Origin of the sequence: Pseudomonas graminis (genome assembly GCF_004364335.1) — a bacterium.
GTDB lineage: Bacteria > Pseudomonadota > Gammaproteobacteria > Pseudomonadales > Pseudomonadaceae > Aquipseudomonas > Aquipseudomonas graminis_D.
In genome coordinates, this window is record NZ_SOCR01000016.1 from 22,527 (window position 1) to 45,015 (window position 22,489).

The following is a 22,489-nucleotide window of genomic DNA, read 5'->3' on the forward strand; positions in this document are numbered from 1 at the left end:
ATCAACTGGGTGAGCAGACGGCGGAAATGGCTGACCAGCGTGCCCATGTCGGCGTCGTTGAAGTGCCGGGTGTCGTAGGTCAGCTGCAGTTGCAGGGATTCACCCGGCAGCAGCACCACGGTCAACGGGTAGTTGGTGTGGGTGCGGTTGGCCAGCGGGTTGATGCGGTATTCGTTCACGGCCTGCTGCACCTCGGCGCCCAACGGAACGTTCTCAAAGACAAACAGGCTGTCGAACAGCGGCTGACCGCGCGGGGTGTCGGCGAGCAGCTGAATGTCGGCCAGGGACAGGTGTTCGTGCTGACGCATGTCGGCGTTCTGCCCCTGCATAGCATTGAGCAGCTCCAGCGCCGAGGCGCCGATGCCCGGCCGGCGGATGCGCAGCGGCAAGGTGTTGATGAACAGCCCCAGCGCGCCTTCGATGCCTTCCAGCTCGGTCGGACGACCGGCCACGGTGACGCCGAACAGCACTTCGTCGCGGTCGGCATGGCGCATCAACAACAAGGCCCACGCGGCCTGCACGAAGGTATTGGCGGTCAGGCGATGCCGACGGGCTTGCTCGGCGAGTTTTGCGGTCTGCTCGACGCCCAGCGCCAGGGTGACGTCGCGCATCTGCGTTTCGCCCTGCTGGTTACGCTGCACACTGTGGCGGTACGGCAGCGGCGTGACGTCGGTGAAGCCGGCCAGCGCGTCGCGCCAGTAATCGCGGCTGACCGCTTCGTCCTGCTCGGCGAGCCAGGCGAGGAAGTCGCGATACGGCCGCGCCGGCGGCAGGCTGACCTGACGGCCTTCGAGGTACGCGCGGTAATGGGCGAAGAATTCAGTGAGCATCAGGCCCCGGCACCAGGCGTCGATCAGCGCGTGGTGGTGGCTCTGGACGATGCGGAAATCCGCCTCGCCGAACTTGATCAGGCGCAGGCGCAGCAGCGGCGCCCGGGCGAAATCGAAGCCCTGTTCGCGCTCGCTGTTCAGCAGGTCATCAAGCTCGGCTTCAGCGGCGTCGCGGGACAGATGGCTGAGGTCGATCAGTTGCACCGGCGACGGCACGCGACGCATCACAACCTGACGCTGCACGCCGCTTTCCAGACCATGAAACGCCGTGCGCAACGCCGGGTGGCGCTGCACCACTTGCTGCCAGGCGAACTTGAACGCCTCGAAATCCACGTGGCTGCCGACGTCGTACTGGTCCTGCATCAGGTAGATGCCGTTGCCTTGCTCCAGCAGGCTGTGGAGCAAAATGCCCTGCTGCATCGGCGCCAGCGGCAGGATGTCTTCGATCTCCCGCGCGGGGATGCCGAGGGCATCGAGTTGCTTTTGATTCAACGCCGCCAGCGGGAAGTCCGAGGGCGTCAGGCCGGCGTGGGTTTCGTCGCTGCAATGGGCGATCAGCTCCAATAACTGCGCTTCATACAGCGCCACCAGTTGCTCGATGCTGTCACGGCTGAAGCGTTCGCGGCTGAAGGTCCAGTCCAGTTGCAACTGGCCGTCGCGCACCTGACCGTCGACCGCCAACGCATTGGCCAGCGGCCCTTGGGGGTCACGCAGATTGGCCGGCGTACGGCTCGACAATGCGAAGAGCGCGCCCTCGCTGTCGTCGAAACGGCCGAGGTAATTGAACGTCACGCCCTGGCCGATCAGCTCTGGCAAATCTGCCCTGGCGATGTACTTCAGACTTCCGTAGCCGAGGCCTTTTTCCGGCACGGCACGCACGGCTTCCTTCACCGCCTTGAGGGTGGCGACTGCGTCATCCGCGGCGTCCAGCGCCAGCGGGTACAGGCTGGTGAACCAGCCGACGCTGCGGCTCAGGTCCAGCACGCCGGTAGCGTCCTCGCGGCCATGGCCTTCGAGGCTGATGACGTGGCGACGGCGGCCGCTCCACTGCCACAGCGCCTGGGACAGCGCCGCCAGCAGCAGGTCGTCGATGCGCGTGCGATACGCCGCCGGGGCTTCGCTGAGCAGGCTGCGAGTGGCGGACGCGTCGAAGGTCAGGTGCAGGGTTTCGCTGTCGCCGACCCGGCTTTCCACCAAAGCATCGCCGGGGAGGATGGCATCGGTGGCGTCCAGTGCTTGCCAGTAAGGCAATTGCTTTTGCAGCCCAGGGTTTTGCGCCAGGGTGGTCAACGATTGCGACCAGGCCTGGAAGCTGGCGGTTTTGTCGGCCAGGGCCACGCTGTTGCCAGCGGCCAGTTGTTGGTAGGCGAGTTGCAGATCCTCCAGCAACACCCGCCACGACACGCCGTCCACGGCCAGGTGATGGATCGCCAGCAGCAACCGCGCTTCACCCGACGGCAGGCGCGCATGGACCACGCGCAATAGCGGACCGGTGTCGATGTTCAGGCTGCGCTGGGCTTCATCGCTCAGTGAATCCAGATCCTCTTCGCGGATCAGTTCGCAGGTCCACAGCACGCGCTCGGCACTTTCGCTGTCGCGGTAACGCTGCTGCCAGTGGCCTGCATCGTTCTGATGGAAGCTCAGGCGCAGGCTGTCGTGGTGGGCCAGCACCGCCCCGAGGGCCTGCTGCAACAGCGCAGTGTCCAGCGCTTGCGGCACATCGAGCAGCAGCGATTGATTCCAGTGCTGACGCTGGGCGACCGGCAGGCTGAAGAAGCGCGCCTGAATCGGCGTCAAGGCAAACTCGCGGGGCGCAACGGCTGCCGTAACGGGCGCGGCGGCAGGTTTGGCTTCGGCCACCGTGGCGACCTGGGCGAGTTCGGCGATGGTCTGTTTTTCGAACAGCTGCTTGGGCGTCAGGCGAATGCCTTGTCGGCGAGCCCGGGCGATGATCTGCAGGCTGAGGATCGAGTCGCCGCCGAGGGTGAAGAAGTTGTCGTGACGGCCCACCGCCTCGACGTTCAGCGCCGCTTGCCACAGCGCGGCGAGTGCGGCTTCGACCCCTTCACGGGGCGCTTCGAAAGCGTCGGACGCCATGCTTGGGGTCGGCAGCGCGCTGGCGTCGAGTTTGCCGTTGGCGGTCAGCGGGAAGGCGTCGAGGGTCAGGATGTGGCTCGGCACCATGTAGTCCGGCAGGCTGTGGGCCAGTTGCGTGCGCAGCGCCTCGCCGTCCACCTTCGCGCCGCTGTCGACGTTAGCGTCCACCAGCGCATAGGCGATCAACTGCCCGCGATCATCGACACGCACATGGGCGTCGCGCAGGCCGTCCAGCTGGCGCAGGCGCTGGGCGATTTCACCGAGGGCCACGCGGTAGCCGCGCACTTTGACCTGATCGTCGGCGCGACCCAGGAACTGAATCTGCCCGTTGGCCAGCAAGCGCGCGCGGTCGCCACTGCGGTACAGCCGCGCGCCGTTGCCGCTCGGGTCAGGAATGAAGGCCGCAGCAGTCATGGCCGGACGCTGGTGATAACCGCGCGCCAACCCCGGCCCGCCGATGTACAGCTCACCGACGTCGCCCTGCACCACCGGTTGCAACTGATCGTTGAGAATCAGCGCCACGGCATTGGGCAGTGGCCGGCCGACGGGCACGCTTTCACCCAGTGCTGCTCCAAGAGCCTCGTTGCTCAGCACGCCGACGGTGGTTTCGGTCGGGCCATAGTGGTTGATGACCCGGCAGCCGGGTTTCAGGCGGTTGACCTGCGCCACCAGTTCCCACGGCAGCGTATCGCCGCCAAGGATCAGCGCGTGCTCGGGCAATGCATCGGCGGCATTCGTCGCCTGCAACAGGCCGTTCAAATGGGTCGGCACGATCTTCAGCACGCCCACCTTGTGCTCGGCCATGTAGGCGGCGAAGCGGTCGGCATCGTTGGTGCGGTCAGGGCTGATCAGGTGCAGCGAACGCGCCGAGCACAGCGCACCAAACAGCACGGTGTGGCCCAGGTCGGCGCCGACGGTGGAGACCATCGCCATGCTCGCCTCGGACGCCAGATCAAGACGGGCGAGCAAGCCCTGAACGTAATCGGCCAGGGCGCCGTGGCTGATCACCACCCCTTTCGGCGTGCCGCTGGTGCCTGAGGTGTAGATCAGGTACGCGGCCTGATCGGCGTGGGGCTGCAGGTTCAGGGCTTGCGCCGGCAACAAGCGCCACGCGGCATCGGCCGCCACGCTGATGAGGTCGCCATGGAAGTCGCCCGGCGCCGACACGTCGCTGATCAACCCGCTTGCGCCACTGTCGGCCAGCACAAACGCCTGACGCTCGGCCGGCCATTTCGGGTCCATCGGCACGAACGCGGCGCCACTCTTGAGCACCGCCAGCAGGCCGACGACGAACTCCAGGGAGCGCTCCAGCAGAATGCCCACGCGGCTTTCAACGCCCACGCCGGCCTGGCGCAGGTGCTGCGCCAGTTGATTGGCCTGGGCATCGACCTCGGCAAAACCGGCGCTGCGCTGTTCGTCTTGCACGGCCAGACCATTCGGTTGTGTGCGCACGCTGGCATCCCACAGGCTCAGCACATCGGTGGCCGGGAACGCCACGGCTTCGGCAACGACACAGGAAGGCTCGGCGCCAATCTGCAGATCCGCCAGCCGCACCTGAGGTTGCGCGACGACCTGCGCGCAAATGCGCAGAAGATCTCCGGCGAGACCGGCGATACGCGGTTCGTCGAACAAATCACAGGCATAGGTGAACACCGCCTGAATGCCCTCGGCGTCGTCGGTGATGTCCAGGCCTAAATCGAAGTGCGCCGAGTAGTCGTCGAGCTGGTTGACGTCCATGCGCACGCCGGCCATGTCGACGTTCTGCGGCAGCGGAAATTGCTGGGTGAATTTCACCTGGCACAGCGGGTTGTGGCTGAGGTTGCGCGACACGCCGAGGGCTTCGACCAGTTGCTCGAACGGCAAATCCTGATGGTGTTGTGCGCCCAGCGCGGTCTGGCGCACGGCGTCGATCAGCTTGCTGAACGACTGCTGCGGCGACACCTCGCTGCGCAGCACCAGGGTGTTGACGAACAGCCCGATCAATCCTTCGGATTCGGTGCAGGTGCGCCCCGCCACCGGCACGCCGACGCGCAAATCAGTCTGGCTGCTGTAACGCTGCAACAGGGTTTTGTAGGCGGCGAGCATGACCATGAACAAGGTCGCGCCGTGGCGGCTGGCGAGGTCGCGCAGGCCCTGGCTTAAGTCGCGGTCGAGGGCGATGGCGTAACGGGCGCCGCGATGGCTTTGCCGGGCCGGACGCGGGCGGTCGGCCGGCAGATTCAAAACCGTCTGGGCATCACCCACTTGCTCACGCCAGTACGCCAGTTGGCGCTGCCCTTCCCCGCCGGCCAGACGCGCGCGCTGCCAGGCGGCGAATTCGGCGTATTGAATCGGCAGCGGCGGCAACACGGGAAGCTGTCCTTGCGCATGGGCGCTGTACAGCGCGGCGAATTCCTTGAGCATGACTTGCACCGACCAGCCATCGGCAATGATGTGGTGCAGCACCAGCACCAGTTGCTGCCGATCCGGCGCCAGTCGCACGTTGAGCACACGCCACAACGGGCCGTTCTGCAGATCCATCGGCTGCTCGACTGCCGCTTTGGCCAGTTCGCTCAACGCTTGCTGCGGGTCGGTGTCCTCACTCAGATAATGGCGCTCGATCAGCACCGGGCCTGGCGCGTGAATGCGCTGCACCAGCTTTTCGTTGGCGTCGATGGCGAAGGTGGTGCGCAGGCTTTCGTGGCGGGCGGCCAGGTCGTCGAGGCTGCGTTGCAGGGCGGCGTCATCCAGCGCGCCAGTCAGGCTCAACTGGCCGCACAGGTGATAGGCGCTGCTGTCCGGTTCAAGCTGCGCGAGGAACCACAGGCGCTGCTGGGCAAAAGATTGCTCGGGGTTAGCTTCGCGGGAGATCAGCGCTACGCCAGCAGGGCGCTCAGTGTTGCGGCCGTGGGTAGAGAGGTGCGCGACGACGTGGGCGTTGAACGCGCCGAGGGTCGGATGCTCGAACAGGTGCGCGGGCTCAAGTTTCAGGCCCAGCTCGCTGCTCAGGCGCGACAGCACTTGCACCACGCCGACCGAATCACCGCCCAGGGCGAAGAAGTGGTCGGCGGCATTCAGGTCGCTTTTGCCGAGGACTTCCTGCCACGCCGCGACGACTTCCGGCAGCAAGGGTGAAGCATCTACAGTGACGGCCACGCTGTCGGCATCGAGCAAACGCCCGTCCTGCCAGATCGCGAAACTGTCGAGGCTGCCGTTCTGCCAGCCGCTGCGGCAGGCGGAACGCTGCAGTTTGCCGCTGGTGGTGCGTGGCAGTGCGCCCGGCTCCAGCAGCACGATGACTTTCGGTGCCACCAGAAACAGCTCGGACACCGCGTCGCGCACCGCGTCGCAGATCATCGGCGGCTTCATCAGGCGGCGCACGTTGCGGCTGATTTCCAGCGCCAGGCCGACGCCTTCGACGCCCTGCTCGTCCGTTACCGGGAAGGCGGCGATGCGCCCGCGACGCAGCAGCTCGACGCTCTTCTCCAGGGCCTGCTCGATGTCTTGGGGGTACAGGTTCTGGCCGTTGAGGATGATCAAATCCTTCAAGCGACCGGTGATGAACAGCTCGTTGTCGCTGGCGATGCCCAGGTCGCCGCTGCGCAACCAGCGCTGGCCGTCTTCCTCGACAAAGGTCTGCGCGGTGGCTTCGGCGTTCCGCCAATAGCCCTGGGCGACGCTCGGCCCGGCAATCCAGATCTCGCCGACGTGGCCGGACGCGAGGGGCTGCAGCGTCGCCGGATCGACAATGCGCAGGTCGTGATCGGGCCGGCACCAACCGCAGCCCGGCAGACGGCTTTTGGCATTCTGGTTGGCGAACACCGCCTCGGCGGCGTCCCCGGCGGCCAGCTGGCTGCCGTCGAAATGCTTGATACCGAACGGCCTGTCGCGCTCGGCGGCGCTCACATACAGGGTCGCTTCTGCCAGGCCGTAACTCGGCGTCAGGGCGCGGCGGTTGAAACCGGCCGGCTCGAAGTGTTCGCTGAAGGCATCCAGGGTGGCGATGCGAATCGGCTCGGAGCCGGAAAACGCCAGGCTCCAGTTGTCCAGCACAAGGCCCTTCACGGCGGCGGGTTTGATGCGCTCGACGCACAGGCGATAGGCGAAATCCGGGCCGCCGGAGAAGGTGCCGCCGTACTGACTCATCGCTTCCAGCCAGCGCGCCGGCCGGCCGAGGAAATAGTTCGGCGACATCAGCGTCAGCGTGCCGCCGTAGTACAGCGGCAACAGCAGACCGCACATCAGGCCCATGTCGTGGTACAGCGGCAGCCAGCTGACCCAGCTTTCCGACGCGGGGTCCGAGATGAAGTGCCGAGCCATGGCGATTTCGTTGGCCATGAGGTTGTCGTGGGAGACCATCACGCCTTTCGGTGCGCTGGTGGAGCCCGAGGTGTATTGCAGGAAGGCCAGCGAGGCGGTGTCGATCAGCGGCGCCTGAAACCCTGCGTGGCCGTCGGTGATCTCCTCGACTGCCGCGAAGCGCCCGCCAGCCGGCATGAACGACTGCAACAGGTGCTGGAATTTATCCAGGTCTTCCCGGCGCCCGAGGACCATCTGCGGCGCGGCGTCGTGGAGGATGCCGGTCAGCCGGTCCAGATGCGTCTGCCGGTTGTACTCGGGGGCGAAGGCCGGCACGGCGATAGCTTTGGCGTACAAACAGCCGAGGAACGCCGCCGCGTAATCGGCGCCCGTCGGCAGGATCAGCACGCAACGCTCTCCGCCCTGCACGCCGAGGTGCTGCTGCAGGCAGGCGGCAATCGAACGGGCCTTGGCATCCAGTTGTGCGTAGGTGGTCAGCAGCGGCGGCTGGTCCTCGTGGACGATGTGTCGAAGGGCAATCCGGTCCGGCTGGGTCTGCGCATAAAAGCCCACCAGTTCGGGAAAATGCGCGGCCTGATCTCGTATGGATTTCATTCTTTCACCTGTTTGTATCGGCAAGGCTCAACCCGCAGGCAGCACGAAGGCGGCCCACAACGTTGTGAGAAAAGAGTGGGTGGCCGCTGACGACCACCGCTGTGACGGGTTTCTTCTTTGCTGCCCGGGCTTAGCGCGCCAGCTTGAGCGCTACGCGCGGCTCGGTCTGCGCCTGCAACGACCCATGGGCAGAGCGCGCCGAACACGGTTGCGCCTGGTCACCGAAGATCGATTCGACGACTTCCTGGGAGCGGATTGCGAGCACCGACAACAGGGTGTCGCTCAAGCCGTGGCTGTCCTCGCAGCAACCCTGCAGGAAGATCCCGGCCTCGCTGCCGGGGCTCAGGGGCAAACGATAGTGACGGTCGACGTTGGCGCCCTCGATGTATTGCTGAATGCCCGAGAGCAGTTCCAGGTGGTAGTCGCGGCGGTAACCGGTGGCGAGCACGACGACATCGAAGGTTTCGCTGTGCATCTGGTCATGGGGCGCATCGCGCAGGAACAGCTCGATGCCGTCGGCGGCCACTTCGGCGTGCACCACTTCGCGGTTGGTGAGCATGCGGTGACGCTCTTCGCCGCGCACCTTCTGCTGGTACATGCGCTGAAAAATCGTCTCGATCAGGTCGGTGTCGACCACCGAATAGTTGGTGTTGCGGAACTCGTCGAACAGCGCGACGCGGCGCTCCTGACTGTGGTTGAAAATGGTGTCGGTGAAGGACGGATTGAAAATCTGATTGACGAAGGGGCTGTCATCGGAGGGCTTCAGCGCGCTGCCGCGAATCACCAGGGTCGCCTCAACGTTGTCGAAACGCGAGGCCAGGTCTTCGAAGATTTCCGCCGCGCTCTGACCGCCGCCGACCACCGCCACGCGCACCGGGCCGGGGCGGTTGGCGAGGAGTTTTTCGATGCCGCCGCGATAGCCGGCAGAGTGCAGCACGCGCGCATCTTCCAGACCGTCAAAGGCCGCCGGAGACTGGGGAATACCGCCGATGCCGAACACCAGATTGCGCGCGCGACGGCGGGAGATTTCGCCGTGCTCATCGCGAGACAACACGTCCATGGCGACGAAGCGGCCGTCTTCGAAATGCGGTTCCACTGACATCACTTCGGCGCCGTAATGGGCCTGTTCGTTGAAGTGCGAGGCGGCCCAGGTCAGGTAGTCGGTGTACTCCTCGCGGGTCGGGAAGAAGGTCTTCAGATTGATGAAGTCCTGCAGACGACCGCGCTCGTTGAGGTAGTTGACGAAGGTGAAGCGGCTGGCCGGATTGCGCAGGGTCACCAGGTCCTTGAGGAAGGAAATCTGCATGGTGGAACCGTCGATCAGCATGCCTTCGTGCCAGTTGAACGCCGGCTTTTTCTCCAGGAAACACACGTGGGGCGCCAGACCGCTGCGCTGGGCATGCTCCTGGGTGGCAATGGCCAAAGCCAGGTTCGACGGGCCGAAACCGATGCCGATGAAGTCGTAGACGAGTTCCATGCTTCCCTCTCGTAAGGCGCGATGGGCGATCGACTCCGGCAAGCCGAGCGACAAAGTCGCCGGCGCCGGATGGCAGTTCACGCGCATCAAAAATGTTTAAGACTGATTCTCATTAACATGACGACTGAGGCTGACAGCTGTTTAGTCCCGGTCGCGGAAAATTCTTACAACGCCTCGACTGACTTCATCTGATAGGCGGCGCCGATCTCTTCCACCGCGTCGCGGCTGGCGTTTTCCCGGCGATCACCCTGCAGTTCGCTGAGCTGCCCGGACTCCATCTTCACCAGACGGTCAGCCAGGTCGAAATACTGGTCGTCGTGGCTGATGGCGAACACCGTGACGCCGGCCTTTTTGAACATCGGCAGCAGCTCGCGGTAGAAGAAACGGCGGAACAACGGGTCCTGATCGGCGGCCCATTCATCCAGCAGCAGAATGTCGCGCTTCTCCAGCAACGCCAGCATCAGCGCCAGGCGCTTGCGCTGCCCCTGGGAAAAACGCGTGTTGAGCAAGTGCCCGTCGGCGAGCTGCACCTTGTGCTTCATGTGCAGCTTTTCCAGCCAGTGCTCGACGTCAGCTACGTCAGCGTTCTGCCCATCGGCACCGAGCAATTGAGCAAACAGGTGGAAGTCGGTGAACACGCTGGCGAACAGCTGACGGTAGGCCAGCCAATCGTCAGAACCGATGACCTGGCCGTCGATCAGGATCGCCCCCGCGGACGGCCGATACAGGCCGCTGAGCAAGCGCGCCAGGCTGGATTTGCCGCTGCCGTTGCCGCCCATCAGGAACACGGTTTCGCCCCGGCGCAGGGTCAGGTTGACCGGGCCGACATCAAAACCGGGCTCGTCGCCCTGGGGCGCGTAGTGGTATTCGACGTCGCGCAGTTCGAGGGTTTGCCAGTGGCCGGCGATGTGGCTTGGTGCGACGTCGAAGCTTTCGTGGTGTTCGGCCAGGGCCAGCGACTCGACTTTATCCAGCGCCACGCGCCCGGAGATCTGCGCCGGAATCGCCGCCACCGCCAGCACTAGCGGCGTGCGCATGAACAGCACGGTCAGCGCATAGGTCGCGGCTACTTCGGTCGGCGCCCAGCCCAGGCCGTTGGCCAGGTAGAACGCCAGGCCGATGGTGCCGAGGACCATGATGTTGGCCCAGTTGCTGGCCAGGCCGTGATACCGGTCGGCCAAGGTGAAATGCTCACGGTAGCGCTGGGCGGCGACGTCGAAGGTTTCTTCGTACAGCCGGCGCGCGCGGTCGCGGTTGAGAGTCAGTTCCTTGCGGCCGTCGATCACCCCTTGGTAGCTCTGGTAGAGCTTGTCTTCGGACTCACGCAGCGCACGGATGTGCGCGTTGAGTTTTCCCACCAGCAGCCAACCGACCCCCAATGTGAATGCCATCCAGCACAGGGTGGTGATAAACAGCGACGGCGACAGCCAGGCCAGGTAACTGAACGACGCGACGCTGAGCACCGAGCCGTAGATCAGGTCCGGCAGTTGCACGAAGGCCATGGTCACCGCTCGAATGTCGCTGGACAGGCTGGCAAAGATTTTCGCCCCGCCGATGGATTCGATGCGCTCGATGTTGGTGTCCAGCAGGCGCTTGACCATCACCCGGCGCAGGCCGTAAACGAACCGGTGACCCAGCGCGGTCAGCGACAAAGAGGCCCCGGACGCCAGCGCCAGCAGCACGGCGAGCATCAGGCCGAACTGCAACAGCGCGGTGCCGAGGCCTTCGTGGCTGCTGATCATGCGTTGGTTGACGAAGGCAATCACGCCGACGCTCAACAGCCCGCTGCTGACGCTCAGCAGCAGCACCAATGCAAGCGGCCAGCGGTATTGCTGGAAGACCAGACGAATTAATTTCATGGATGACTCCGGGCAGTGAAAACGGGGGACATGACGCGGCGATGCCTAGAGCTCGCCGAGCCGCGCGCGGCAGTGAGACAGGGTGTCGCGCAGGAGGAAGTTGACCATGGTCGGCGAGGTGCCGATGACCTTGGCCACGTCGCGCTGGGTGTAGCCCTGGATCTGGCTGAGGTCGAAGACGATGCGCATGCGCTTGGGCAGTTCGTTGAGCGCGCCGACCAGTTGACCGAGGGACTCGCGACCGGCCAGCACACGCTCGGGGGACACCTCGAAACGGATCTGATCTTGCTGCTCGGCTTCGGCGCCGTGGTTGCGTTCGAGACGCTGGCGACGAAGGCGGTCGATGGACAGATTGCGCACGACGCGGAACATGTAGCGCGCCGGTTCCGTGGAGGCCAGGTCGCTTTCGAGCATCTTCACGAAAGCGTCCTGGACCACGTCTTCTGCCCGGGCGCGACAGCCGAGGAATTTGGCCGCCAGGCGCAGCAGCGCTTCGCGGTGGGTGTTGTAGGTGCCCATCAGCGCATCGAGGCGCGGGTCTCTCGCGCCACGGGTGGCGCCAACACACGGTGAGCCGAGCCGTGTGGGCTGGCTCATTGCAGGGCGAAAATCCATCTTGTTCGACATCCCTGGTAACAAAGGAACGCGAAGGATAACGCAAACGATTCTCATTGCAACGTAAGAAAATTTACCGATTGGTGAAACTTTTTCGTCGTGCTTCGAGTCGTTTTGGCCCTGCAGCCCTCATTTCATCAGGCGCAGCTCCAGGTATTGCAGGAGCATGATGGTTTTGCCGTCGTTGATTTCGCCGCTTTCCACCATGGCGATGGCCTGCTCGAAATCCAGCTCCAGCACTTCGATGTCTTCGCCCTCCTCCTCCAGCCCACCCCCTTCGCTGACCCGATCGCCGGGCTGGTATTCACCGATGAAAAAGTGAATGCGCTCGGTCACTGAACCCGGGCTCATGAAGGCATCGAAGATCTTCTTCACCGAACGCACGACGTAGCCGGTTTCTTCCTCGGCTTCCAGGCGAATGCGTTCTTCGGGGCTGGCGTTGTCCAGCAACCCTGCTGCCGCTTCGATCAAATAACCGCTGTGGCCGTTGACGAAGGCTGGCATGCGGAACTGCCGGGTCAGCACCACCGTGCGGCGCTCCAGGTTGTACAACAGAATCGTCGCGCCATTGCCCCGGTCGTAGACCTCGCGGGTCTGGGACTGCCAACTGCCGTCACGGCGTTGCAGCTCGAAGCTGTATTTCTTGAGCACGTACCAGTTGTCAGAGAGGAGCTGTTCGTCGGTAATGCGGATGGGGGTGGAAGGCATATAGCGGTCCTTGATAAATGCGTTTTTTGATATCGATTGCCGATGGTGATCCCACTGATTCAACGCGATCACCCCGTCGGAGCCGGCTTGCTGGCGAACCCGTCGTGTCAGGCGCTGCGGCGGCGAATGGCCCACCGCGTTCGCCAGCAAGCCGGCTCCTACAGAAGTTGCGTCCGGCGCGGTTCCTCAATGGTGCAAATATCCCCTGTAGGAGCGCGCTTGCCCGCGAAGGCGTCGGATCAGGCAACGCCGTGTTAAAGGGTCAAACATGCTCGCGCCGCACAAAAACCCCGAACTATTGTTTCCATCGATTGCCAACATAGGCACGAACGCCGTTCTGTTTGCCCGTGCAAATCCGGATGATGGCGGCACTGATTAACCAGACAAGGATTTGCCCGCAATGTCCATCAACATGACCATTCTGTTGACCCTTATCGTTTCGTTCTCTATTGCTCTGGCCGGCGTGGTGCATATCTGACGCTGTCGGCCCACGTGCCATAAGCGACAAAGCCCGACCGGCGCGCCAGATCGGGCAGTTGTTCGTCAGTTGTCACTCATGAAATTCAGGCGCCGTTTCCTTGCTGCCGACAAAGAAACTGTCGGCGACGATGCGCAGCGGTTGCAGGTCCAAGTCGCTTTTGCCCGCGTCGATCAATCCCGCGAAGTGCCCGTACATGGCCGGGTACTCGCCCTCCTCCGAGACGGTCTGCGCCACGCCATCGATACTGACCTGCGCACCGCCCGCGTCCAGGCGCATCACGCCTTCGTTGCAGTGCAACTCGATGCTCCACTGCTCGTTGACGCTGTGATCGAAATCCAGTTCGGCGATCACCTGCACGTCCTCAGCGGAACGCATCTGCAACGACGCCGCAATCGGCGACTGGCAATTGCTCGGCACGCTCAGGCTCGCCGACTCGACGAACAGCGCGCGCGGCAGCAATTCGGTGACGATCGACAACGCGTTGATCCCCGGATCGAACACCCCCAGCCCGCCCGCCTGCCAGATCCACGCCTGGCCCGGGTGCCATTTGCGCACCTGCTCTTTCCAGTCAATCCGTACCTGCTTAAGGGTCTTGCCTTCAAGCCACTGCACGGCGTTGCGCACGCCCGGGGCGAAGCGTGAATGCCAGGCAAACAGCCCGCTGACACCCGCCGATTTGACCTCGTCGATCAGGGCAAGGGCTTCGCCCAGGGTCGAGCACGGCGGTTTTTCCACCAGCACGTGTTTGCCAGCCTTCAGCGCCCCTTCAACCAGCGCAAAACGCCCCTGAGGCGGCGTGCAAAAGGCGATGGCGTCCACCGCCGGACCTTGCGCCAGCAGCTCGGCCAGTGAGCTGAAATTGGGCACGCCCGGACAGTGTTGACCCAGCGTCGCCACAGCCACCAGCTCAAACCGGTCACTGGCGTGGATCGCCGGCACGTGCTGGTCCTGGGCGATCTTGCCGTAACCCACCAGCCCTAAACGAATCGGATGCATCGATGACTCCTGTGATGTTGTCGTTGTTATGACAGACGCGCCCCGTTCGAGACGCCCTAAAGCAAATCAGTGAAGCGCTGCTGCCTCGCCCTGCTGATATTCGCGAGGGGTGCAGCCGAACTCCCGGCGGAACACCGTGTGCAGGTATTGCGCGGATTTGAAACCGCAGTTTTGCGCGATGTCGGCGATGGCCGAGTCACCGTGCTTCAGGCCCGACGCCGCGGCGGTCAGTTTGAAGCTGAGAATCTCGTCATGCACGCTGCAACCGCGCGCCTTGCGAAAGTGCGATTCCAGCGAAGAACGGGAAATGCCAACGTAGCCCGCGACCTGGGCGGTCTTGATGCCTTGGCAGGCGTACTGGCGAATGAAATGCAGCGCCTGCATGACGTAAGGGTCACCCAGCGGCTGATGCAGGCTGGAGGCCTGAACGTTGATGGTCTCGGGCGGCACCAGGATCTGGCGGGCGGTCGAGGGCATGCCGTGGAGCATCTGGTGCAGCAACTGCGCCGCCGTGTGCCCCATCAATTGAGTGCCCTGGGTCACCGAACTGAGCGGCACCCTCGTCAGGGTACGGGTCAGCGGGTCATTGTCGATGCCGATCAGCGCCACTTGCTCGGGCACCGCAATGCCCGCCGTCAGGCACGCCTGCAGCAACTGCCGCGCGCGGGCGTCGCTGACGGCGATGATGCCGATAGGTTTGGGCAGGCTTTGCAGCCAGGTGATCTGCTGTTCGACGGCGCTGTCCCACAGCGGCGCGCTGGTGCTCAGGCCGCGATAGACCTCGCCGTGCAAACCGTCGCGCTGCAACAGCCGGCGAAAGGCCTTCTCACGCTCTTGGGCCCAGCGATTGCTCTGGGCTTCCGGCAGGCTGAAACAGGCAAAGCGCGTCAGACCGGCCTCGATCAGGTGCTCGTAGGCCAGCTTGATCAGGGCGAAATTGTCGGTCGCGACGTAGGGAATGTGCTTCGGGTAGGCCCGCTCGTCCTCGTAGGAACCGCCCACGGCGACCACCGGCAAGGTGCTCCCGGCCAGCGCCTCGCCGATCAGCGGATCGTCGAAGTCGGCAATGATGCCGTCACCCTGCCAGCGCTCGATGCCTTTCAGGCGGCAGAGAAAGTCCTCTTCCAGAAACAGGTCCCAGGAGGCACGGGTGCTGCTTAGATAATTGCCAATGCCGGTGATGATGCCGCGGTCGTAGATCTTGCCGCCGTTGAACAACAGTGCGATGCGGTGAGCGGGCGGGACGGTTTTCATTATTGTTCCCCGGGCCTGTGAAGCGAGTCGGCACAGACTAGGCCTGCGCCGGGGGAATCTCAATACTCAAAATCGAACACCGGGTTGGTGATTTTCGCAATCGGCGCGGACGGGGCCGTTGCTAGTATCGGGGGCAGCCAAGAACAAAAACGTGCAGAACGCCGCCGACAAAACAATAAGGAAACGCCGATGCCCTGCTTCCCCGATATCGACACCATTCGCTACGAAGGCCCCGGCAGCGAGTCGCCCCTCGCCTTCCGCCATTACGACGCCAACAAGATCATCCTGGGCAAGCCCATGCGCGAACACCTGCGCATGGCCGCGTGCTACTGGCACACCTTCGTCTGGCCGGGCGCCGACATGTTCGGCGTCGGCACCTTCAAGCGGCCATGGGTCAAACCCGGGGACGCCATGGAGCTGGCGCGGTTGAAGGCCGAAGCGGCGTTCGAGTTCTTCTCCAAGCTGGGCATCGACTACTACAGCTTCCACGACACCGACGTCGCCCCCGAAGGCGCCAGCTTGAAAGAGTACAGCCATAACTTCGCGCAGATGGTCGACGAACTTGAGCGCCATCAGGAACAGAGCGGCATTCAGCTGCTGTGGGGCACCGCCAACTGCTTCAGCAACCCGCGCTTCGCGGCCGGCGCCGCAAGCAATCCGGACCCGGAAGTGTTCGCTTATGCCGCCGCTCAGGTGTTCAGCGCGATGAACGCGACCCATCGGCTCAAGGGCTCGAACTACGTGCTGTGGGGCGGTCGCGAAGGTTACGAAACGCTGCTCAACACCGACCTTGCGCGCGAACGCGAGCAACTGGGCCGCTTCATGCGAATGGTGGTCGAGCACAAACACAAGATCGGCTTTACCGGCGACCTGCTGATCGAGCCCAAACCCCAGGAGCCGACCAAGCACCAGTACGATTACGACACGGCCACGGTGTTCGGCTTTCTGCAACAGTTCGGTCTGGAGAAGGAGATCAAGGTCAACATCGAGGCCAACCACGCCACCCTCGCCGGCCACAGTTTTCACCATGAAATCGCCACGGCGGCGTCCCTCGGCATCTTCGGCAGCATCGACGCCAACCGGGGTGATCCGCAGAACGGCTGGGACACCGATCAGTTTCCCAACAGCGTCGAAGAGCTGACCCTGGCTACGTACGAGATCCTCAAGGCCGGCGGTTTCAAGAACGGCGGCTACAATTTCGATTCCAAAGTGCGCCGGCAGAGCCTGGACGAAATCGACCTGTTCTACGGCCACGTCGCGGCCATGGACGTGCTCGCGCTGTCGCTGGAACGGGCCGCTGCGATGATTCAGGACGACCAATTGCAGGCGTTCAAGGACCAGCGCTACGCCGGCTGGGACCAACCGTTTGGCCGCGCGGTGCTGTCGGGGGATTTCAGCCTGGATTCCTTGGCGCAGCACGCGCTGGACAACGAACTCAACCCCCAAGCTGTGAGCGGCCGCCAGGAAATGCTCGAAGGCGTGGTGAACCGGTTTATCTATCCCTGATACCCGAAGGCGCCGTGCACGGACGGATCTATCCCTGACATGACGCGCGCTCAACGGTAGGAGCCGGCTTGCTGGCGAACGCGGTCGGTCAGCTGCGAAGAGGTCGACTGAACTGACGCGTTCGCCAGCAAGCCGGCTCCTACGGTTCTTCGGCGTGCCAGCGAAAGCGGCGCTGCCCTCACGAATGGTTCCCGGCTAAAGCCGGTCCTACGACTGGAGTTGGTTACATTCTCACGACAAATCCCCGCTCGCGGTGCGCGGTCAGTCTCTACAGTTCCACCGGTACATCGTCGAAACGTGTCTCTAAACAAAAATAACAGGACGCAACCCCATGAAGAGTTTCAAGACCACCCTGCTCGCCAGTGCCCTGGCCCTGCTCAGCCTGCCCGTCATGGCCGACTCGGCCCATCCGAAAATCGGCTTTTCCATCGATGACCTGCGCCTCGAACGCTGGGCCCGGGACCGCGATTACTTCGTCGCAGCCGCAGAGAAAATGGACGCCAAGGTGTACGTCCAGTCCGCTGATGCCAACGAAGGCAAACAGATCTCCCAGATCGAAAACCTGATCTCCCGCGGCGTCGACGTCATCGTCATCGTGCCGTTCAACGCCACCGTGCTGACCAACGCCGTCGCCGAAGCCAAAAAGGCCGGCATCAAAGTGGTGTCCTACGACCGGCTGATCCTCAACGCCGACATCGACGCCTACATCTCCTTCGATAACGAGAAAGTCGGGGAAATGCAGGCGGCCGGCGTGCTCAAGGCAGCCCCGAAAGGCAATTACTTCCTGCTCGGCGGCGCCCCCACCGACAACAACGCCAAGGTGCTGCGCGAAGGCCAGATGAAAGTGCTGCAGCCGGCCATCGACAAGGGCGACATCAAGATTGTCGGTCAGCAATGGGTCAAGGAATGGAACCCGACCGAAGCCCTGAGCATCGTCGAAAACGCCCTGACCAAAAACAGCAACAAGATCGACGGCATCGTCGCCTCCAACGACGCCACCGCCGGCGGCGCGATTCAGGCCCTCGCCGCACAGAAACTGGCCGGAAAAGTGCCCATCTCCGGCCAGGACGCCGACCTGGCAGCGGTCAAGCGCGTGATCGACGGCACGCAAACCATGACCGTCTACAAACCGCTGAAACTGATCGCCTCGGAAGCGGCAAAACTGTCGGTGCAACTGGCGCGCAACGAGAAGCCTACGTTCAGCTCGCAGTACGACAACGGCGCCAAGAAGGTCGACACCATCCTCCTGACCCCGACGCCGCTGACCAAGGACAACATCGATCTGCTGGAAAAGGACGGGTTCTATACCAAGGATCAGATCGCCGGGAAGTGATCGCCCTTTGCAGGCTGCCATAGCTGCAGTGTGACCCCTGCACCGACACCTGCACCGACACCTGTAGGAGCGTGGCTTGTCCCGCGAGCGGCGGGGAACCCGTCGTAAAACCTGACACTGTGGTTTGCCTGACACAATGCGTCTGCTGAATTTACGACGGCTTCGCAGCCGGTCGCGGGACAAGCCGCGCTCCTGCACGAGAACTCCGGCCTGTCCTGGAATACCGCGCCATGTCCGATCACCTGCTGCAAATGAACGGCATCGTCAAATCCTTCGGCGGCGTCAAGGCACTCAACGGCATCGACATCAAGGTACGGGCTGGCGAATGCGTCGGCCTGTGCGGTGAGAACGGCGCCGGCAAATCAACGCTGATGAAAGTCCTCTCGGCGGTCTATCCCCACGGCACCTGGGAGGGTGAAATCCTCTGGGACGGCCAGCCGCTGAAGGCGCAATCCATCAGCGAAACCGAGGCCGCCGGGATTGTCATCATCCATCAGGAACTCACCCTCGTCCCCGACCTGTCGGTGGCGGAAAACATCTTCATGGGCCACGAGCTGACCCTGCCGGGCGGGCGCATGAATTACCCGGCGATGATTCACCGCGCCGAAGCCCTGATGCGCGAATTGAAAGTGCCGGACATGAACGTCGCCCTGCCCGTTTCGCAATACGGCGGCGGCTATCAGCAACTGGTGGAGATCGCCAAGGCGCTGAACAAACAGGCGCGGCTGTTGATCCTCGACGAACCCTCCTCGGCCCTGACCCGCTCGGAAATCGAGGTCCTGCTCGACATCATTCGCGAGCTCAAAGCCAAGGGCGTCGCCTGCGTCTACATCTCCCACAAGCTCGATGAAGTCGCCGCCGTCTGCGACACGGTCTCGGTGATCCGCGACGGCAAGCACATCGCAACCACAGCCATGGCCGACATGGACATCCCCCGCATCATCACGCAAATGGTCGGCCGCGAGATGAGCAACCTCTACCCCACCGAGCCCCATGCCGTCGGCGAGGTGATTTTCGAGGCGCGCCACGTCACCTGCTACGACGTCGACAACCCGAAGCGCAAACGCGTGGACGACATCTCGTTCGTGCTCAGGCGCGGGGAAATCCTCGGCATCGCCGGGCTGGTCGGGGCCGGGCGCACCGAACTGGTCTCGGCGCTGTTCGGTGCCTACCCGGGCCGGTACAGCGGCGAAGTGTGGCTGGACGGCAAACCGATCGACACGCGCACGCCGCTCAAATCCATCCGCGCGGGGCTGTGCATGGTCCCCGAGGACCGCAAGCGTCAGGGCATCATTCCGGACCTGGGCGTTGGCCAGAACATCACCCTCGCCGTGCTCGACAGCTTCGCCCACCTGACCCGCATCGACGCCGAAGCCGAACTGGGCAGCATCGACAAGGAAATCGCGCGAATGCACCTGAAGACTGCGAGCCCGTTCCTGCCGATCACCAGCCTCTCCGGCGGCAATCAGCAAAAAGCCGTGCTGGCGAAGATGCTGCTGACGAAGCCGCGGGTGCTGATTCTCGACGAGCCCACCCGCGGCGTGGACGTGGGCGCCAAGTACGAGATTTACAAACTGATGGGCGCGCTGGCGGCCAGCGGCGTGTCGATCATCATGGTGTCGTCGGAGCTGGCCGAAGTGCTCGGCGTCTCCGACCGTGTGCTGGTGATCGGCGAAGGCCAGCTGCGCGGGGATTTCATCAACGAAGGGCTGACCCAGGAACAAGTGCTCGCGGCCGCCCTCAGCCAGGCCGGGGACACTGCATACAACAAAAACAATAACGACCGGCCAGGTGCTGTGGGAGATGCGCGTCAATGAATCAACTCAAGCAACTGTTCACCCGCTACAAAATGCTCGCCCTGGTGATCGCCATCGCGGTGATCTGGCTGTTCTTCAGCTGGGAAACCGACGGGGGCTTTCTGACGCCGCGCAACCTGTCGAACCTGCTGCGGCAGATGTCGATCACCGGGATTCTGGCCTGCGGCATGGTGCTGGTGATCATCAGCGGCGAGATCGATCTGTCGGTGGGTTCGCTGCTCGGTTTGCTCGGCGGCGTGGCGGCGATTCTCGACGTGGTCTATCACCTGCCGCTGCCACTGAACCTGTGCATCGTCGCCGGCTGCGGGCTGTTGATCGGTCTCACTAACGGCTGCATGACCGCGTACCTGCGCATCCCCTCGTTCATCGTCGGCCTGGGCGGCATGCTGGCGTTTCGCGGGATTCTGCTGGGGATCACCGGCGGCACCACGATCGCCCCGGTGTCGCCGGAACTGGTCTACATCGGTCAGGGTTATCTGCCGCCGCTGGTGGGGATCGTGCTCGGCGTGCTGCTCTTCGCACTGACGCTGTTCCTGACCTGGCGTCAGCGCAGCAACCGGGCGTTGCACGGGCTGGCTGCCCATTCGCTGGCCCGGGATGGGGTGCGCGTGGCGGCGATTGGCGTCGTCCTGGCCGGCTTCGTTTACACGCTGAACAGCTACGACGGGATTCCGGTGCCGGTCCTGCTGCTGTTGGTCTTGCTTGGGGCTTTCAGCTACATCACCACCCAGACCGTGTTCGGCCGGCGGATCTACTCGGTCGGCAGCAACATGGAGGCCACGCGCCTCTCCGGCATCAACGTGCAGGCGGTGAAGTTATGGATATTCGGCATCATGGGCGTCATGTGCGCCCTCGCCGGGCTGGTCAACACCGCCCGCCTGGCCGCAGGCTCGCCGTCAGCGGGCAACATGGGCGAACTCGACGCCATCGCCGCCTGCTTCATCGGCGGCACCTCCATGCGCGGCGGCTCGGGCACCGTGTACGGCGCACTCCTCGGCGCCCTCGTCATCACCAGCCTCGACAACGGCATGTCCATGCTCGACGTCGACAGCTACTGGCAGATGATCGTCAAGGGCAGCATTCTGGTGCTGGCGGTGTGGGTGGATGTGAGCACGCGGGCTGGACGGCGGTGAGTGCTTGACCACACTCAGTTTCACCACACTCGAGCCCGTAGGAGCCGGCTTGCTGGCGAACCGGCTGTGTAATCTCACACGTTCATGTCTGAACGACCGCCTTCGCCAGCAAGCCGGCTCCTACAGAGTCCGTGCCTATCCCTCGACCGGGCAGTGAGCGATCTGAATCCAGCCGGACGGGTAACCCGCTCACCGCCCTTCCAGCAACTCCCCTGCCCGATCCAGCAGCCCCAGCGGGTCGTCCGTCTTGTGAATGTCCACCGAGAGCATCTGCCGGAACTTGCGCGCGCCGGGAAAGCCGGTGCCCAGGCCCAGCACGTGACGGGTGATGTGGTGCATCGAGCCACCTTCGCGAAGGTGCGCTTCCACATAGGGCCGCATCAGCCTAAGGGCTTCGGCGCGGGTGATCTGCGGGGCGTCGCTGCCAAACAGTTCGCGGTCCACGCCTGCCAGCAGGTACGGGTTGTGGTACGCCTCGCGGCCGAGCATCACGCCGTCGAAAGTGTTCAGGTGCTCCTGGCACTGCTCCAGGGTCTTGATGCCGCCGTTAAGGATGATCTCCAACTCGGGAAAATCCTGTTTCAGTTGCGCAGCGATGTCATAGCGCAGCGGCGGAATGTCACGATTTTCCTTGGGCGACAGGCCTTCGAGAATGGCGATCCGGGCATGCACGGTGAAGCTGGTGCAGCCGGCGTCGCGCACGGTGCCGACGAACTCGCACAGCTGCTCGTAACTGTCGCGGCCGTTGATGCCGATGCGGTGCTTGACCGTCACCGGAATCGTCACGGCGTCGCGCATGGCCTTGACGCAATCGGCGACCAGCTGCGGATGCCCCATCAACACCGCGCCGATCATCTTGTTCTGCACCCGGTCGCTCGGGCAGCCGACGTTGAGGTTGACCTCGTCATAGCCCGCCGCTTGGGCCAAACGCGCACTGGCCGCGAGGTCGGCCGGATTGCTGCCGCCCAGCTGCAAGGCCAGCGGATGCTCTGTCTCGTCGTGACGCAAGAAGCGCTCGGTATCGCCGTGGAGCAATGCGCCGGTGGTGACCATCTCGGTGTACAGCAGCGCATTCTTCGACAGCAGACGCAGGAAGAAACGGCAGTGACGATCCGTCCAGTCCATCATCGGGGCCACGGAAAAACGCCGTGAGGGCTCGGAGGGCAGGCGATCGGTACGGGGTTCTGTGATAGGCAGCATGGTAACAATAAGCAGGTCGGGCGAAGAGGACGCGCATTCTAACAGCTCACACGCTCTGCTGAAGCCGATCCTGCTGAAAACACGCCCATTGCAGAACCCGCTTCAGGCGGACAGTCATTAAGCAGGTGGTCAAAACTTATAACAACTTAACCCGCACCACACCGTTATAAACTGACCACCCTCCTAAGCATTAGCACGCTAACCATCCTCTTTCAAACGCGGCCCTTAACATATCAATAGGCGTTGCTTTAATTAAGCCACTTCTCGGCAGATAATTTGACGCCATAAAT

At 63.5% G+C, this 22,489-nt stretch carries 12 protein-coding genes (1 of these 12 running past the window's edge); 4 read left to right on the plus strand and 8 right to left on the minus strand.

What is annotated here, in order from left to right:
- The 7 genes from EC919_RS24560 to EC919_RS24590 all read right to left on the minus strand — a co-directional run.
- Positions 1–7,820, minus strand: the 5' portion of a protein-coding gene (locus tag EC919_RS24560) for a non-ribosomal peptide synthetase (RefSeq protein WP_243842335.1). It extends 1,939 nt beyond the left edge of the window; 7,820 of the gene's 9,759 nt are visible here — the first part of the coding sequence; the start codon lies at positions 7,818–7,820; its stop codon lies beyond the left edge, outside the window.
- Between the two features lie 130 nt (positions 7,821–7,950).
- A complete protein-coding gene (locus EC919_RS24565) occupies positions 7,951–9,297 on the minus strand; it encodes a lysine N(6)-hydroxylase/L-ornithine N(5)-oxygenase family protein (protein WP_133776898.1) in 1,347 nt (448 codons plus the stop codon).
- A gap of 164 nt (positions 9,298–9,461) precedes the next feature.
- Positions 9,462–11,156, minus strand: coding sequence for a multidrug ABC transporter permease/ATP-binding protein (locus EC919_RS24570; RefSeq protein ID WP_133776899.1), 1,695 nt, complete (start codon positions 11,154–11,156; stop codon positions 9,462–9,464).
- Between the two features lie 45 nt (positions 11,157–11,201).
- Positions 11,202–11,753 (minus strand): sigma-70 family RNA polymerase sigma factor, encoded by a 552-nt coding sequence (locus EC919_RS24575; protein WP_166650624.1) that lies wholly within the window; start codon positions 11,751–11,753, stop codon positions 11,202–11,204.
- A 147-nt stretch (positions 11,754–11,900) separates the two neighbouring features.
- The gene (gene nudK / locus EC919_RS24580; RefSeq protein ID WP_133776901.1) at positions 11,901–12,479 is read right to left on the minus strand and encodes a GDP-mannose pyrophosphatase NudK; all 579 of its coding nucleotides are present in this window, start codon (positions 12,477–12,479) and stop codon (positions 11,901–11,903) included.
- A 550-nt stretch (positions 12,480–13,029) separates the two neighbouring features.
- On the minus strand, positions 13,030–13,956 hold the full coding sequence (locus EC919_RS24585; RefSeq protein WP_133776902.1) for a Gfo/Idh/MocA family protein: 927 nt from the start codon (positions 13,954–13,956) through the stop codon (positions 13,030–13,032).
- 66 nt (positions 13,957–14,022) lie between these two features.
- A complete protein-coding gene (locus tag EC919_RS24590) occupies positions 14,023–15,210 on the minus strand; it encodes a XylR family transcriptional regulator (RefSeq protein ID WP_133776903.1) in 1,188 nt (395 codons plus the stop codon).
- A gap of 189 nt (positions 15,211–15,399) precedes the next feature.
- Here EC919_RS24590 and xylA point away from each other — a divergent pair, with 189 nt between their 5' ends.
- The 4 genes from xylA to EC919_RS24610 all read left to right on the plus strand — a co-directional run bounded on the left by xylA (position 15,400) and on the right by EC919_RS24610 (position 20,999).
- Entirely contained in the window at positions 15,400–16,716 is a 1,317-nt protein-coding gene (gene xylA / locus EC919_RS24595; protein ID WP_133776904.1) for a xylose isomerase, read from the plus strand.
- 331 nt (positions 16,717–17,047) lie between these two features.
- Positions 17,048–18,049, plus strand: coding sequence for a D-xylose ABC transporter substrate-binding protein (xylF, locus tag EC919_RS24600; protein WP_133776905.1), 1,002 nt, complete (start codon positions 17,048–17,050; stop codon positions 18,047–18,049).
- Positions 18,050–18,279: 230 nt separating this feature from the next.
- Entirely contained in the window at positions 18,280–19,866 is a 1,587-nt protein-coding gene (xylG, locus tag EC919_RS24605; protein ID WP_243842336.1) for a D-xylose ABC transporter ATP-binding protein, read from the plus strand.
- On the plus strand, positions 19,863–20,999 hold the full coding sequence (locus tag EC919_RS24610) for a sugar ABC transporter permease (RefSeq protein ID WP_133776906.1): 1,137 nt from the start codon (positions 19,863–19,865) through the stop codon (positions 20,997–20,999). Before xylG ends, EC919_RS24610 begins: the two co-directional genes overlap by 4 nt.
- Positions 21,000–21,188: 189 nt before the next feature.
- Here EC919_RS24610 and dusA read toward each other — a convergent pair whose 3' ends face one another.
- Positions 21,189–22,199, minus strand: coding sequence for a tRNA dihydrouridine(20/20a) synthase DusA (dusA, locus tag EC919_RS24615; protein ID WP_133776907.1), 1,011 nt, complete (start codon positions 22,197–22,199; stop codon positions 21,189–21,191).
- Positions 22,200–22,489 lie beyond the last annotated feature (290 nt).